Source organism: Corallococcus terminator (assembly GCF_003611635.1).
GTDB lineage: Bacteria > Myxococcota > Myxococcia > Myxococcales > Myxococcaceae > Corallococcus > Corallococcus terminator.
This window is the reverse complement of record NZ_RAVZ01000290.1, coordinates 1-13,025: the sequence shown is the minus strand read 5'-3', so window position 1 is coordinate 13,025 and position 13,025 is coordinate 1. Positions and strand designations below refer to the sequence as shown.

Genomic DNA, 13,025 nt, shown 5'->3' with positions numbered 1-13,025 from the left:
GCTCTGCCCCGCCCGTCGCGGAGGACTTCCCGGACGCCACCCGGCCCCTGTCCCAGGATGAGATTCCGGTGCCCTGGACCCCCGGCGGCGCGGGCGAAGCCACCGAAGCGCTGGAGGCCGCGAAGATCTTCGGTGCCCTGTCGCGCACGACGGGCAACATGCCCGCCTACCTCTCCGAGAAGTCGACGCCCTACGTCCCGCCCAAGGAGGCCCCGCGCAAGGCGGCCCCCATCGTGGACGAGCGGCCCAACGAGACCCGCCCGATTCCGGTGCGCACCAAGACGCGCGAAACGCTCGTCGGCGTGGACATGGACATCTCCAAGGCGCTGAAGATCGCGGAGGAGCTGAAGGAGCGCGAGCGCGCGCAGGCGGAAGCCAAACGCAAGGGCGGGAAGAAGCCGGCCAAGGTCGTCCAGTTCAAGCTGCCCGCCGGCCTCAGGTGGCCCCTGCCTTCGCGCTACCGCTTCTGGGCCATGCTCGCGGCGGTGGTGGCCGTGGCGCTCCTCGTGGGCTTCGGCGTCATGTGGCTCTTCATGGGCTCCTCCGGCGCGGAGTGAGCCGCCCCGCTTTCAGTCCGCGCTCGGAAGCCGGTACTGCACGCCCAGTGACACGGTGCCGGTGCTGAGCCAGTTGCTCGTGAAGCCGTCGCCGAACTCCTCCCCGTTGTCGTCCGACGTGCCGCGCGCGCCGCCGCCCAGGTAGCGCAGGTTGAGGAACACCTCCACCTGGTCGGTGACGCGCACGCCGCCGCGCAGGCTCGCGTCCAGCAGCGCCCCCACGGTGTCGGAATCATCATCGCCGTTGATGAGCGCCACCGGCGCATAGCTGCCATCCGCCTCCAGCCCCACCCACCAGTTCTCGCTGAGCGCCCACCGCGCGCGCACCTTGAGCAGCGGCACCGGCCCCACGTCCCGGTTGGCCCGCCGCAGCGTCCCGTCCGCCGACGTGAAGACGAACGTCGCGTTGCGAAGCTGGAGGGACGCTCCCACGGACAGCTCGCGCTCCGCGCCGCCCAGCAGGTCATAGAGGTAGCTGGCCCGGTAGAAGGGGAACGCGTAGCGCACGTCCAGCGGCGTGTTCTCCGGGAAGGTGAGCCCGTCCAGCGTGACGTCCCGTCGCAGCACCACCTGCGTCTGGATGTCCAACGGCTGCACCAGGAACACCAGCGTGTGCCGCCCCCGCAGGGACAGCTCCGCGCTCAGGCGCACGAAGGTGTAGAGGTTGTCCTGCCCGCCGTCCTCCGGGAACCGGAAGAGGGTGCCGTCGCTGCCCTGGCGCAGGCTGTGTGCCAGCACGTCCAGGAAGCCCAGCTCCGCCACCGCGCGCCACTCCACGCGAGGTTCCTCCTTGCGCGTCGACACCGGAACATCGACGGGCGCCGCCTCCGCGTGGGCCCCGCCCGCGAATCCGAGGACGCACGACACGATCCCTGCCACGACATGACCCCGGTGCATCACCTGTCTCCTGGAGAAGTGCTGCCTGCTTGCCGGCAGGAGACGCGCCGCGCACGGAGAAAGGGCGCCCGTGGGGGCGACTGTTCACTGCGCGCGCACGGACGTGTCAGCCGCCGGTCAGTGGCAGGGCATGGAGCGTGGGCGGCTCCAGGGGGAGGAAGATCCAGAAGACGGCGCCGCCGGTGTCGGGCACGTCCAGCCCCATCGCGCCCATGTGTGAATCGACGATGCGCTTCACGACGGCGAGCCCCAGCCCGGTGCCCTGGGCCTTGGTGGTGAAGAAGGGCTCGAAGATGCGCGTGCGCAGCTCCAGCGGGATGCCCGGCCCGGTGTCGATGATCTCCACCTGCACGCCGGGCCGCTCCACCCACGCCTTCCGGGCCACCACCCGCAACGTGCCGCCCTGGGGCATGGCCTGCACCGCGTTGAGGGCCAGGTTGAGGAAGGCCTGACGGATGAGCCGCTCGTCCACCGTCACCGACGGCACGTCCTCCTCCATCACCCACTCCACGCGCACGGGCGGCGGAGGCTGGCCATGGCTGCCCGCGTCCGACAGCGCCCCGCCCACCGACTCCTCCAGCAACTGTGTCACCGACACCGGATACAGGTGCGGCGACGGAGGCCGCGCGAAGGTGAGCAGGTCCGCGACGATGCGGTTGAGCCGGTCCGCCTCCTCGCCCACGATGTCCACCAGCGGCGTCGCCGGACTCTCCGGTCCGATGATGCGGCGGATGGTGGCCACCGAATTGAAGATGGCGCCCAGCGGGTTTCGCACCTCGTGGGCCATCACCGCGGACAGCTCACCCAGCGCGGCCAGCCGCTCGCGGTGCACCAACTGCTCCTGCGCGCGCCTCAATTCCTCGTAGCTCTTCTTCAAATCCTCCACCAGCCGAGCGCCCTCCAGCGCCAGCGACAACTGGTTGGCGATGGCATCCGCCCGCTCCAGCTCCGCGGGCGTGAAGCGACGGGGCCGTCGCGTCTCCACCATCACCGCCACGCCCACCATCTGCGCGTGCACGGCGAGCGGCAGCACCATGTACGCCACACCGTCCGTGGCCCGGCGCAGCTCGTCGTTCATCCAGACATCCACGCGCGCGTCCTCCACCCGGAGCGGCTGGCGCGTGCGGAACACCTCCCCCGCCAGCGAATGCGGCGACAGGTCCAACGGCAGGTCCCGGCCCACCAGCTCCGGGTGTCCGCCCGTCGCCGCGCGGATGGACAGCCGCTGCCCCTTCGCGTCCGGCAGCAGCACGTACGCGTCCGGCACGTCCACGATGCGCGCCAGGCTGGTGACGCCCGTGGCCAGCAGCCGGTCCAATTCCAGCGTGGCCGCCAGCGCCTTGCCCACCTCGTGCATCAGCGCCAGGTCCTCCGCCCGGCCGCGCACCTCGTCCAGCAGCCGGTGGGATTCGATGGCCGCCGCGAAGTGCGTGCCCATGGACTGGAGCGTCTCCAGCTCCAGCGGGGTGAGCCGCCGCCGCGCGTGGAACAGCACGCTCAACGTGCCCACGCCGCGCGAGCGCACCCGCAGCGGCACCGACACCAGCGTCTGGAAGGCCAGGGCCCGGAGCGCGTCGCGCGTGGGCGCGGGACAGCCCTCCGCGTCCAGCACCTGCACCGCGTCCATCATCCCGCTCGGCCGGGGCAGCGACCCCATGCGCGCGCGGCGCACCCGGGCCACCGCGTCCTCGGACAGGCCGCGCGCGTACACCAGCTCCAGCGGTTCGCCCGGTTCGTGGCGCGTGTCCGCCGGCAGCAGCAGGCACACCGCGTCGCAGGCCAGCAGGCCGGCGATCTCCTCCGTGCCCGAACCGAAGAAGGCGCGCGGGTGCGGCGCGGACGCCGCCTGGGACGCCAGCCGCCCCAGCGCGGCGAGCGCCGTGGCGCGCACGCTCAGCCGCTGGATGGTGCGCGCCGCGTCCAGCGCGGACGACACCTGCTGCCCGAACAGTCGGACGGCGGCCACGTCCTCCTCGGCCAGCCAGTCCGCCGCCAGCACCAGCATGGCCAGGGGCGCGGTCTCCACGTCGATGCGCACCCCCACCGCGCGGTGCGGCTCCACGCGCTGGAACACCGCCAGCACCGTGTCCATGCGCGACTCCGGCACGAACCGCGACACCTCCACGCCCAGGTCCTCCACCCACGCGTTGCCGTCGCGCCAGGTGCGCACCAGCGCCGGGGCCCAGCCGCCCATCGCCTCCACCGGCACCCGTCCGCCCAGCGCGGGCGCGTGCGGCACCAGCCGGGGCGACAGCCCCGCCATCGACAGCTCCACCCCCACGCCCCGGGGCGTCAACCACGCGAAGCCCAGCTCCAGCGCCTCCAGCCCGCGGAAGACCTCCTCGCGCACCGCTTCCTCGGAATGCAGCGCGCGGACGTGTCCGCCCAGCTCCGCCAGCTTTCGCAGCACCGTGCGACGTCGCACCCGGGACGTCACGTCGCGCGCCTGCACCACCCAATCCCTGGCATGCGGATGCACCGTCAATTCCACACGCATCCCGCCGCTCGCGCTGCGCAGCCAGGCCTCGTAGGTGCCCGCCACCGGCGCCGTCCCCAGCCGCCGCGCCAGCCGGTCCACCGGGGCGTCCGCCTGGGGCTCCTCCAGCAGCGCCGTCACCGGCTGGCCCACCAGCTCCTCCCGCGTCGCGCCCACGAGCCGCGCCAGCGCGGCGTTCGCGTACACGAGCACGCTGTCCCGGAGCACGAACACGCCCAGGGGCATGTCGCCGAGGAGGCGGTACTCCGCCTCCTGCTCTTCCGTGACCGTCCCCACCCGACGGTTCGTCCGCTCAGTGCCTCTCACGCGCACCACGTTGGCACTGTCGGGACTCCGGGAGAAGCCTCCCCTGCGTCGCACCGCCCACCAGCGCACACCTCGCGCACGACGCGGCACGGCAACCCCCATTCTTCCCATACGCCAGACGTCACATTCCCACCCCGGAGCCGCCAAACCCAGAGGCCGTGTGTCATTGACAGCAGGAATGAAGGTCCTTAGAACCATGAATCATCAATACGCGGCTTGAGTCTGTCTCCAGGGCTTTTCCGGAGAGCGCTCGAGGCTTCGCGGTCATCCAGGGGAACTGTCTTGAGCCTGCCCCGCACGACTTCCGGCGTCATCGTCCAGCAGCAGGACGGAGCCTTCTTCCTGATGGACACCGAGGGCGGAGAGGTCTTCCGCGTGAACGAGACGGCCGCCCGCATCTTCGAGCTGTGCCAGAGCGGCACGTCGCTCGACGGCGCGGTGCAAGCCCTTGTCCGGGGCCTGGACGCGGCGAACCAGGAGCAGGACATCCGTGCGGACGTCCAGCGCACCGTCGCGCAGTTCCAGGAGCTGGGGCTCTGCGAGCCCACCGCCGTCTGAAGAATTGAAACATTGACCCCCCATCTTCCGGGTCGCCGAGAGGCTTTTTCCTCGCGGCGCTGATGCACCCGCACGTTCGAGGAGCCCCCTCCTGGGGAGGGGTTGGGCGAAGCCATGCCCTGGCTCCAGGTTTCGTGTGCGCCCCGACGTCGGGACGCCCGCGAATCCCTCCGTGAAACCTGTGTTTCACGAAGGGGTGAGACGCGGTGAGGACAACAGGGAATGTCAGACCCCCTGTTCATGCTTCACGGCGCTTCACGGCAGTGGTTGTTCCGCGGCAAATCCAAACCAGGAGAAACACCACATGTACACCCAGGCCCAGATCGTTCGCGTCACCGCGTCGTCCGACAAGTGCACCTGCTCCAACGGCATGGTGGTCCTCACGAAGAACGTGGCGGAGTAGTTCTTCCCGTCTGTTCTTCCCGCCGTACCCAACCCAAACCAGGAGAAACACCACATGTACACCCAGGCCCAGATCGTTCGCGTCACCGCGTCGTCCGACAAGTGCACCTGCTCCAACGGCATGAGCGTCGTCATCCGCGCGGAGTAGTTGACCCTCCCGCCTGCCCTCCACCCGTCGTCTGGAGAAACACCATGCGTCCCAAGGCCGAATCCGTTCGCTGTATCGCTTCGTCCGACAGGTGCATGTGTTGCGGGGACACTTCCCGTGAGACGGGCGCCGTCCAGCAGGCGGCGTAGAGCCAACGCGGCCGGGTGGAGGCCGTACGCCTCCACCCGGTTGTCTTTTCAATCGCTGACACCCGCCCATGTCGCCAGATTCGCTCCAGTTGTTGCTCTTCACCCAGGCGGATGTCGGCGGATGCGCGCTCTTTCGCGTCGTGCCCGTGGAGCTCCGCGTGAGTCCCGGACAGGGGCGCGTCTGGGTGAATGTGTCCAAAGGCCATGTCTTCACACCGGTCTGGCAGCGGCACGCTCAGCACCTCGCGGCGCTGGGAAGGGCGCACTACGCGCTGCCGTGGGATGAGACCGACCTGCACGTCTGTGCTCGCGGCCGGAACGTGACGCTGGATGGCCGGAGTGCGTCGTTGCCGTTGTTCGTCGCCTGGGTGGCGCTCCTGAGCGGCCGCCCTCTGCCGTCGCCCTTCCTGGGCACGGGGGTGGCGCTGGAGGAGCACGGTGAGCGGCTCGCGCCCGCGCCGCGCGAATTCCTCCAGGGAAAGCTGGGCGTGGCCCAGTCCTATGCGCGGCAGGTGTTTCCAGAGGCGGGGAGGGTGGCCGTGTACGTGCCGGAGGGCAGTGGTTTCGATGCGCAAACCCTGACGGCGTTGGACGTGCGGCCGGTGCCCACGCTCACGCGGGCGGTGTCGGCGGTGCTGGGGTTGGAGCCGCGCGCGGGCGCTGGGGATGTGACGAAGCCGGAGGTTCCATGATCCGCCAGGGCGTGCATGCCATCCGGGAGATGTATGGGTTGACGAAGGGGCTGGGCAACCTGCGGGTGATGCTCGGCTCGGGGCTGGTGGGCATGGTGGCCGCGGGCCTGCTCAACCCGGTGATGCCGCTGTACCTGCGCTCGCGCGGGCTGGACTTCCAGCAGATTGGCCTGCTCTACACGGTGGGCTCGCTGCTGCCCATCTTCGTGCAGCCGGTGCTGGGGGCCTTGTCGGACCTCCATGGCCGCAAGCCCTTCGTGGTGGGCCTGTCGCTGCTCACGTCGCTGATGGTGCCGGCGGTGGCGCTGGTGGATGACCCGACGCCGCTGGCGGCGGTGATGATCCTGAAGATGCTCCTGGCGCGCAGCGCGGCGCCCGTGTCCAACGCGATGGTGGCGGACTTCGCGCCCACGAAGCAGCGCGCCACCATCTTCGCGATGCTGGATGCCACCTCGAACCTGGTGTTCGTGGCGGCGCTGTTCGCCTCCTCCGCGGTCATCCGCACGCTGTCGGTGAGCGGCACCTTCTTCCTCGCGGGCGCCCTGTTCCTGGTGGGCAGCCTGATGCTGCTGTCGCTGGACGATTCGCGGTCGCCTCCCCGCGCGGAGGCCGGGGCGGGCGGGGTGCGGACGGGCTGGGCGCTGGCGCTCCAGGGACTGATGTCTCCCTTCACGTATGTCAAAGACCACCCGCGCCTCGCGGGCCTGTTCCTCTGGCAGTTCTTCTTCACCTTCGCGCTGGCGCTGTTTCCCACGTACCTGCCGCTGTACGCGGTGGAGCTGGGCGCGCCCGGGGAGCTGGTGGGGCCGCTGGTGGCGGCGTCCTGGCTCGTCTTCGCCTTCGTGCAGCCGTTTGGCGGACGGCTGTCGGACCGGCTGCCCCGGCGCGTGGGCCTCATCACGTTGGGCCTTCTGGGCATGGCGGTGATGGCGGCGCTGCTCGGCGCCTCCGGGTGGTTGCCGCACGGTTACGCGCTGGGCGCGTTGGTGGTGGCGTGGGTGCTGCTCGCGGTGCCGGATGGCCTGCACCGCGGCTCCGCGTCCGCGCTGGTGGTGGAGCAGGTGCCGTCGCCCGCGGAGCGCGGCCGCTTCATGGGTGCGCTGGGCTCCAGCGCGGCGCTGGCGGGCGTGCTCGCGCCCATCACCTACGGCTTCGTCGCGCAGAAGGCCGGCATCGGCTTCACGTTCCTTCTCTCCTCGGCGGCGCTCGTGCTGGCCCTCGGCTGTGTGTCGAGGGTTCGCGAGTCCGCCGAACTTCCCCCTGACGCGGCCCCGGTGGCCGCCCTTACCCCCCACTCGGAGCCCGGATGAGCCCCTTTCGAAAGCTGTGTCGCTGGGGCACCGCGCTGTGCGTCGCGCTGGTGCCCGCCCTGGGGTTCGCCGATTCGACCTACAAGGTCACGGCGACACCGACGAAGGATGCCATCACCATCGACGGCAAGGGGGATGAGCCGGCCTGGCAGACCGCGCCGGAGATTGGCGGCTGGTTCCTCACGCGCGTGGACTACGGCCGTCCCGCGCCGGACGACACCAAGGTCCGCATCCTCTACGACAGCGACAACCTGTACTTCCTCTTCCACTGTCTGGATTCGAAGCCGGAGCGCATCACCGGCTACACGATGCAGAACGAGGGGTTCCTCCACCAGGAAGACAACATCACCATCATCCTGGACACGTACCTGGACCACCGCAACGCGTACTTCTTCTGGACCAACCCGCTGGGCGTGCGCACCGACGGGCGCATCGTGGATGACGGCGAGGCGTTCTCCACCAACTGGCGCGGAGAATGGGAGACGAAGTCCACGCTGGTGAAGGACGGCTGGGTTTCGGAGGTGCGCATCCCGTTCGCGAACTTCCAGTTCGAGAAGAAGGGGGAGCTGTCCTTCGGCATGCTCCTGGACCGCGAGCAGTCGCGCAACCAGGAGTGGAGCAACTGGACGCCGGATGGCGTGAACAGCGCGAAGGTGAGCCGCTACCCGCACCTGGACGGGCTCAAGGACATCAACCCGCGCTCCGTCTTCAGCGTCACCCCATACGTGGCCACCACGCTGGCGCTCAAGTCCACCGACAACCGCGGCATGTTCCGGCCCAACGTGGGCGCGGACGCGCGCTTCGACCCGACGCCCTGGCTGTCCATGAAGATGACGGCCAACCCGGACTTCAGCGACTCCGAAGCGGACCAGGACTTCCTGCTGCTGGACACCGACCAGCCGCTGCTGCCGGAGCGCCGCCAGTTCTTCCTGGAGAGCGAGCACCTCTTCATCGCGCCCATCAACATCTTCTCTTCGCGCCGCATCGCGCTCCGGCCGCATGACCGGGTGTGGGGCGGGTTGCAGCTCACCGGCAAGGTGGGCGACACGAACTTCGCGCTGATGGACATCCAGCACCGCGACCTCACCGGCAAGGACGCGAACGGCCGGGAGGTCTACGAGAACGTCAACTCCGGCGTGGTGCGCCTCCAGCATGACATTGGCAAGCGGTCGATGATTTCACTCGTGGCGCTCAACCGCAGCGGCCGGGGTGGCATCTTCGGGGACTCGGACTTCCAGACGGTGGGCTTGGACGGCAACTTCCACCTCTTCGAGGAGTTCTTCATCCAGGCGCAGGCGCTCAAGAGCTGGAGCCCGCTGGGCAACGAGGACTCGGACGCGTACCACGTGGGCCTGCACCGCTTCGACACGCTGTCGGAGTTCTGGTTGCAGTTCGAGGACATCGGGAAGAACTACGCGAACCCGCTGGGCTGGACGCCCGTCGTGGACAAGCAGGGCTACAACTCGCGCCTGTTCCTGAACCCGTTTCCCAAGTGGCGCTTCCTGCCCCGGCTGGACGTGACGTGGGACACGCTGTGGCGCCGCAATCACGAACACCAGCGCACGCGCTGGCGCCAGCGGCTCAACGTCCAGCCGTACCTGCACCACGACTTCGCGCTCACCTTCGACGGCGTCTATGACGACAACCTGGGGTTTAGAGACCGCTTCGGCACGTTCGGCTTCATCCTGTTCCCCCACGACTGGCAGAACTACACGCTGACCGCCATTGGCGGCCGGTTCCTGGGCGGACAGATTCGCGGCCTCAACGGCGCGGTCAACATGAAGGTGGGGCGGCACATCGTCGCCAAGTTCAGCGGCTTCTACACGCGCAACTTCGACGTGCCGGAGAACAGCGACCTCTACGGCACCTCCGGTGATGGCTACAGCTTCTCCGGCTACGCGCAGCTTCGCTACCACTTCAGCCCGGACCTCTACGCGCGTCTGACGTTGCAGAAGGGCGTGGTCTACGAACTGGCGGACTACAACTCCGTGAAGGGCACGTTCGTGGACGCGATGGTGGGTTGGCATTACCGCCAGTGGAGCGACATCTTCCTTGTCTACACGGATCAACCCTTCGGCGGCTCCCAGGAGCGGCGGATCATGTCGAAGATCTCCTTCAACTACTGAAAAGAAAGCACACCCATGAGCACCGCCGACGCCGCCAGCCTCAAGCGCCGCTACGACGAGGTGTCCCCGAAGTACGACCAGGGCGGCCCCAACGCGATGGCCATCAAGCTGTTCTGGCTCACCTACGAACACCTCACCTGGAAGCCAGTGGAGGCATTGCTGCCCAAGGACGGCACGTCCTGGCGCGTGCTGGACGCGGGCGGCGGCGGGGGCAAGTTCGGCACCCGCTTCGCGGAAGCCGGCCACCACGTCACCGTGTTGGACATCTCCCCGGGCATGCTGGACGGGGCCCGCGCGCAGTTCACCGCGAAGGGCCTGCTGGACCGCGTGGCCTTCATGGAAGGCGACGTGGCGAAGCTGGCATTGCCGGATGCGGCGTTCGACCTGGTGTTCTGTGAAGGCGACCCGGTGTCCTATTGCCTGGACGCGTACCCGAACGCGGTGAAGGAGCTGGTGCGCGTGGCGAAGCCGGGCGCGCCGGTGGTGCTGGGCGTGGACAACCGCTACGAGGCGTTCTCCGGCGCCCTGAAGCTGGGCCGGCCCGAGGAGGCATTCCGCACGCTCCTGGACGGCCGGACGACGTGCCCCTACGGCCTGCCGGTGCATGCGTTCACGGTGCGCGAACTGGAGCAGACGGTGGCGGACGCGGGCGCGGAGCTGCTGGAGATCTTCGGCAAGCCGGTGATGTTCTTCGACATGCTCAACGCCATGGCCGCTTCGCGTGGGGGCGGGTCGGAGAAGCCGTGGGACGCCTGGTCCGCGCGCGAGGAGATATTGGCGTTGCAGGAGAAGCTGGCGCACGAGGGCTTCGCCGTGCTGGGCCAGCACTTCCAGGTGATGGCCCGGCGGCGGGCCTGAGGGCAAGGAGCGCACCGTGGGCCTTCCCTTCCTTGGCGTGGGACTCAGCTACCGCTGGGACCTCAATCCGCATCTGGCGCGGGGCAACCCCGGCGTGGACTGGCTGGAGGTGACGCCCGAGCAGTTCCTGCCGCTCACGCCGGATTCGGAGCGGCGGCTGGACCTGCTCGCGAAGCGCTATCCGCTGGTGGGCCACAGCCTGGAGCTGTCGGTGGGCTCGGACGGCGCGGACGCGCCCGGCTACCGCGAGGGCTTGCGGCGCATCACGCAGCGCACGAAGAGCGTCTGGCACGGTGACCATCTGTGTTTCACGCGCGTGGGGGACCTGCCCCTGCGCGCGCTCACGCCGGTGCCGCTGACGGACGAAGCGGTGGCCACCTGCGTGCGCAACGTGCGAGCGGCCCAGGCGGACCTGGGCGTGCCCTTCGTGGTGGAGAACATCGCGTACCTCTTCCACACGCCGCTCAACACGTTGGACGAGGCGGACTTCCTGCGCCGCGTGGTGGAGGGCGCGGACTGCGGGCTGCTGCTGGATCTGCACAACGTGTATTGCAACGCCGCCAACCACGGGTTCGATCCGTATGCCTTCCTGGACCGGCTGCCGCTGGACCGGGTGGTGCAGATCCACCTGGCGGGCGGCGTGACGATGGAAGGACTGCGATTGGACAGCCATTCCGCGCCGTCGCCGGACGAGGTGTGGCGGATGTTGGAATACGTGGCGCCACGCTGTCCGGTGCGGGGCGTGAACTTCGAGATGGACAGCGACTTTCCGCCCTTCGCTCGGCTGGTGGAGGAGCTCGCGCGGGCGCGCGCCATCCTCCAGCGCTGCGGCGCGAGCGCGGCCTGAGGGGACACGACCATGGGGTATCCGGAGACGCTGGAAGTCCTGGCGCGGCTGCACGTGGATCCGCGCTTTCGCGAGGCGTGGACGCGGGACGCTTCCCAATCCCTGGCACCGCTGGCGCTGACGCCGGGGGAGCGTGAGGCGCTCGGCCGCGTGGACCGGACGGTGGTGGACCGCGCTGGACGGATGATGGACTACCACCGCACCGAGCGCGTGCGCGAACAGCTCCCCTGGGTGGATGAGACAAAGCGGCCGGACCTGGCGCTGCTTCGCAGGGAGTTCCTCCGGGACGTATCGCCGGAGGTCCTCAACCGCGAGGAGGCCATCGTCTGGTGCCGCTTCCTGGAGTCGGACCTTCCCGCGGTCCAACGCCTGCCGGCCTACGTCCCCCAACTGGCCCGCTGCGAACGGCTGCGCATCGCGTTCGCGTGGGGCCTGTTGCCCATGCCCCCGGTGGGGCCCCACGTGGAGTCCTTCGACTTCCCGGTGATGGGGCTGCTCGCCGCGCTGGACGCGCCGGGCTGGCCTCCGGTGGAGGCCCGCCCCACGCGCGTGGAGTACCTCAAGGTGCCGGGCCTGCCCGCGGTGATGCTGCGCGAGCTGCCCGCCACCTGAGGAGGCGGCGCTTCATTCAGTGGTTGCGGCTGCCGTTGCGGCGGGTGGATGGCTTTTCGGTGGCCACACCCTTCTCCCGGTGGTGCGCCTTCTCGTAGGTGCCCATGAGCTGGGCCTCGCCCAGGATGTGGCCGTCCATGGCCTCGCGCAGCTCCGCGCGGGAGGGCCGGCCCAGGTCCGGCAGCACCGTGTCCAGGGCGTACAGCCGGAAGTAGTACCGGTGGCTGCCGATGGGCGGCATGGGGCCGCCGTAGTCCTGCCGGTGGAAATCGTTGAGCCCCAACTTCACCCCGTCCGGCAGCACGTCCAGGGTGGCCCCGTCCGGGAGGCTCTGGGCGTTGACGGGCAGGTTGTAGAGGACCCAGTGGCAGAAGGTGCGCTGGGGGTGGGCCGGGTCCGGTGCGTCCGGGTCCTCCACGATGAGCGCCAGGCTCTTGGCCCCCGGGGGAAGGTTCTCCCAGTGCAGGGGGGGCGCCTTGTCCTCGCCTTCGCCGGTGTAGGCGATGGGGATGGGCATCCCGTCCTTGAACTGCGGCGAGGTGAGCTCGAGCGGCTTCGGCATGGGTCACTCCTCAAAGGCGTCCAACGCGTCCTTGGGCAAGCTGGCGACGCCCACCCCGGGTGCGTAGAGGCGGCGGGCGGTCCGCCCGGACGGCCGTCACCCCTTGGGGGAGGACCGTTGCTGATCCACCGGACGCTCCCCGGCCCGCTCGCCGCTTCCGGCGGGGTTCCCGGGGAGAAACCCCCCTTTCTCCCCAGGCCGTGGTAGCTGCGCTTGCGGGTGCCGCAATCCCTGCTGCCGGCACCAGCTCCCGGGTCCCCGTAGCGGTTGCACGCGCCGCGCATTCGGTGCTAAGCGGCGCCCGCGCGGGTATGGGTGGGGTCGGGGTTGGCGAGAGAGAAACCCAAGACTTTCCCGGGGTTTGGTGAGGCGTCCGCATGGCAGACCAGGAGCCACGGAAGCAGGCGGACGCGCCGGGCAGTGAGCTGGGCGAGACGGCCCGGCAGATGCGGGCGGCGGAGCCGTACATCTCCGCGGTCTGGAAGCTGGTGGGCGGGGCGGTGG

At 69.6% G+C, this 13,025-nt stretch carries 11 protein-coding genes and 1 pseudogene; 9 read left to right on the top strand and 3 right to left on the bottom strand.

Annotated features, from left to right (window positions below; translation table 11 throughout):
- A partial coding sequence (locus D7V88_RS43245) for a hypothetical protein (protein ID WP_158625201.1) occupies positions 1-557 on the top strand: 557 nt, incomplete at its 5' end.
- 12 nt (positions 558-569) lie between these two features.
- On the opposite strand, the gene D7V88_RS31405 is transcribed toward D7V88_RS43245, so the two are convergent.
- Both D7V88_RS31405 and D7V88_RS31400 read right to left on the bottom strand, forming a co-directional pair.
- Positions 570-1,424: an outer membrane protein gene (locus D7V88_RS31405; RefSeq protein WP_244238493.1), complete on the bottom strand. Its 855-nt coding sequence runs from the start codon at positions 1,422-1,424 to the stop codon at positions 570-572.
- Positions 1,425-1,560: 136 nt separating this feature from the next.
- Positions 1,561-4,227 (bottom strand): ATP-binding protein, encoded by a 2,667-nt coding sequence (locus D7V88_RS31400; protein ID WP_120544305.1) that lies wholly within the window; start codon positions 4,225-4,227, stop codon positions 1,561-1,563.
- Positions 4,228-4,539: 312 nt separating this feature from the next.
- Between D7V88_RS31400 and D7V88_RS31395 the strand changes: the two genes are divergently transcribed.
- From D7V88_RS31395 to D7V88_RS31365, 7 genes are all read left to right on the top strand, one after another.
- Positions 4,540-4,815 (top strand): PqqD family protein, encoded by a 276-nt coding sequence (locus D7V88_RS31395; RefSeq protein ID WP_120544304.1) that lies wholly within the window; start codon positions 4,540-4,542, stop codon positions 4,813-4,815.
- 767 nt (positions 4,816-5,582) lie between these two features.
- The gene (locus D7V88_RS31390; RefSeq protein ID WP_120544303.1) at positions 5,583-6,206 is read left to right on the top strand and encodes a hypothetical protein; all 624 of its coding nucleotides are present in this window, start codon (positions 5,583-5,585) and stop codon (positions 6,204-6,206) included.
- Positions 6,203-7,516, top strand: a complete 1,314-nt coding sequence (locus D7V88_RS31385; RefSeq protein ID WP_120544302.1) for an MFS transporter — start codon at positions 6,203-6,205, stop codon at positions 7,514-7,516. The genes D7V88_RS31390 and D7V88_RS31385 overlap by 4 nt, the downstream gene beginning before the upstream one ends.
- The gene (locus tag D7V88_RS31380; protein ID WP_120544301.1) at positions 7,513-9,642 is read left to right on the top strand and encodes a carbohydrate binding family 9 domain-containing protein; all 2,130 of its coding nucleotides are present in this window, start codon (positions 7,513-7,515) and stop codon (positions 9,640-9,642) included. The genes D7V88_RS31385 and D7V88_RS31380 overlap by 4 nt, the downstream gene beginning before the upstream one ends.
- A gap of 15 nt (positions 9,643-9,657) precedes the next feature.
- Positions 9,658-10,500, top strand: a complete 843-nt coding sequence (locus tag D7V88_RS31375) for a class I SAM-dependent methyltransferase (protein WP_120544300.1) — start codon at positions 9,658-9,660, stop codon at positions 10,498-10,500.
- A gap of 16 nt (positions 10,501-10,516) precedes the next feature.
- The gene (locus tag D7V88_RS31370; protein WP_120544299.1) at positions 10,517-11,347 is read left to right on the top strand and encodes an MbnB/TglH/ChrH family RiPP precursor modification enzyme; all 831 of its coding nucleotides are present in this window, start codon (positions 10,517-10,519) and stop codon (positions 11,345-11,347) included.
- 12 nt (positions 11,348-11,359) lie between these two features.
- Positions 11,360-11,959: a hypothetical protein gene (locus D7V88_RS31365; protein WP_120544298.1), complete on the top strand. Its 600-nt coding sequence runs from the start codon at positions 11,360-11,362 to the stop codon at positions 11,957-11,959.
- Positions 11,960-11,975: 16 nt separating this feature from the next.
- On the opposite strand, the gene D7V88_RS31360 is transcribed toward D7V88_RS31365, so the two are convergent.
- Positions 11,976-12,521 (bottom strand): YbhB/YbcL family Raf kinase inhibitor-like protein, encoded by a 546-nt coding sequence (locus tag D7V88_RS31360; protein ID WP_120544297.1) that lies wholly within the window; start codon positions 12,519-12,521, stop codon positions 11,976-11,978.
- A gap of 377 nt (positions 12,522-12,898) precedes the next feature.
- Here D7V88_RS31360 and D7V88_RS44745 point away from each other — a divergent pair.
- Positions 12,899-13,025, top strand: a pseudogene (locus tag D7V88_RS44745) (AtpZ/AtpI family protein); the annotation flags it as partial.

Bases quoted from the DNA above. Each gene is read 5' to 3' on its own strand.
- D7V88_RS31380 (WP_120544301.1), top strand. From the start codon at position 7,513: ATGAGCCCCTTTCGAAAGCTGTGTCGCTGGGGCACCGCGCTGTGCGTC.
- D7V88_RS31360 (WP_120544297.1), bottom strand. From the start codon at position 12,521: ATGCCGAAGCCGCTCGAGCTCACCTCGCCGCAGTTCAAGGACGGGATG.
- D7V88_RS31365 (WP_120544298.1), top strand. From the start codon at position 11,360: ATGGGGTATCCGGAGACGCTGGAAGTCCTGGCGCGGCTGCACGTGGAT.
- D7V88_RS31375 (WP_120544300.1), top strand. From the start codon at position 9,658: ATGAGCACCGCCGACGCCGCCAGCCTCAAGCGCCGCTACGACGAGGTG.
- D7V88_RS31390 (WP_120544303.1), top strand. From the start codon at position 5,583: ATGTCGCCAGATTCGCTCCAGTTGTTGCTCTTCACCCAGGCGGATGTC.
- D7V88_RS31385 (WP_120544302.1), top strand. From the start codon at position 6,203: ATGATCCGCCAGGGCGTGCATGCCATCCGGGAGATGTATGGGTTGACG.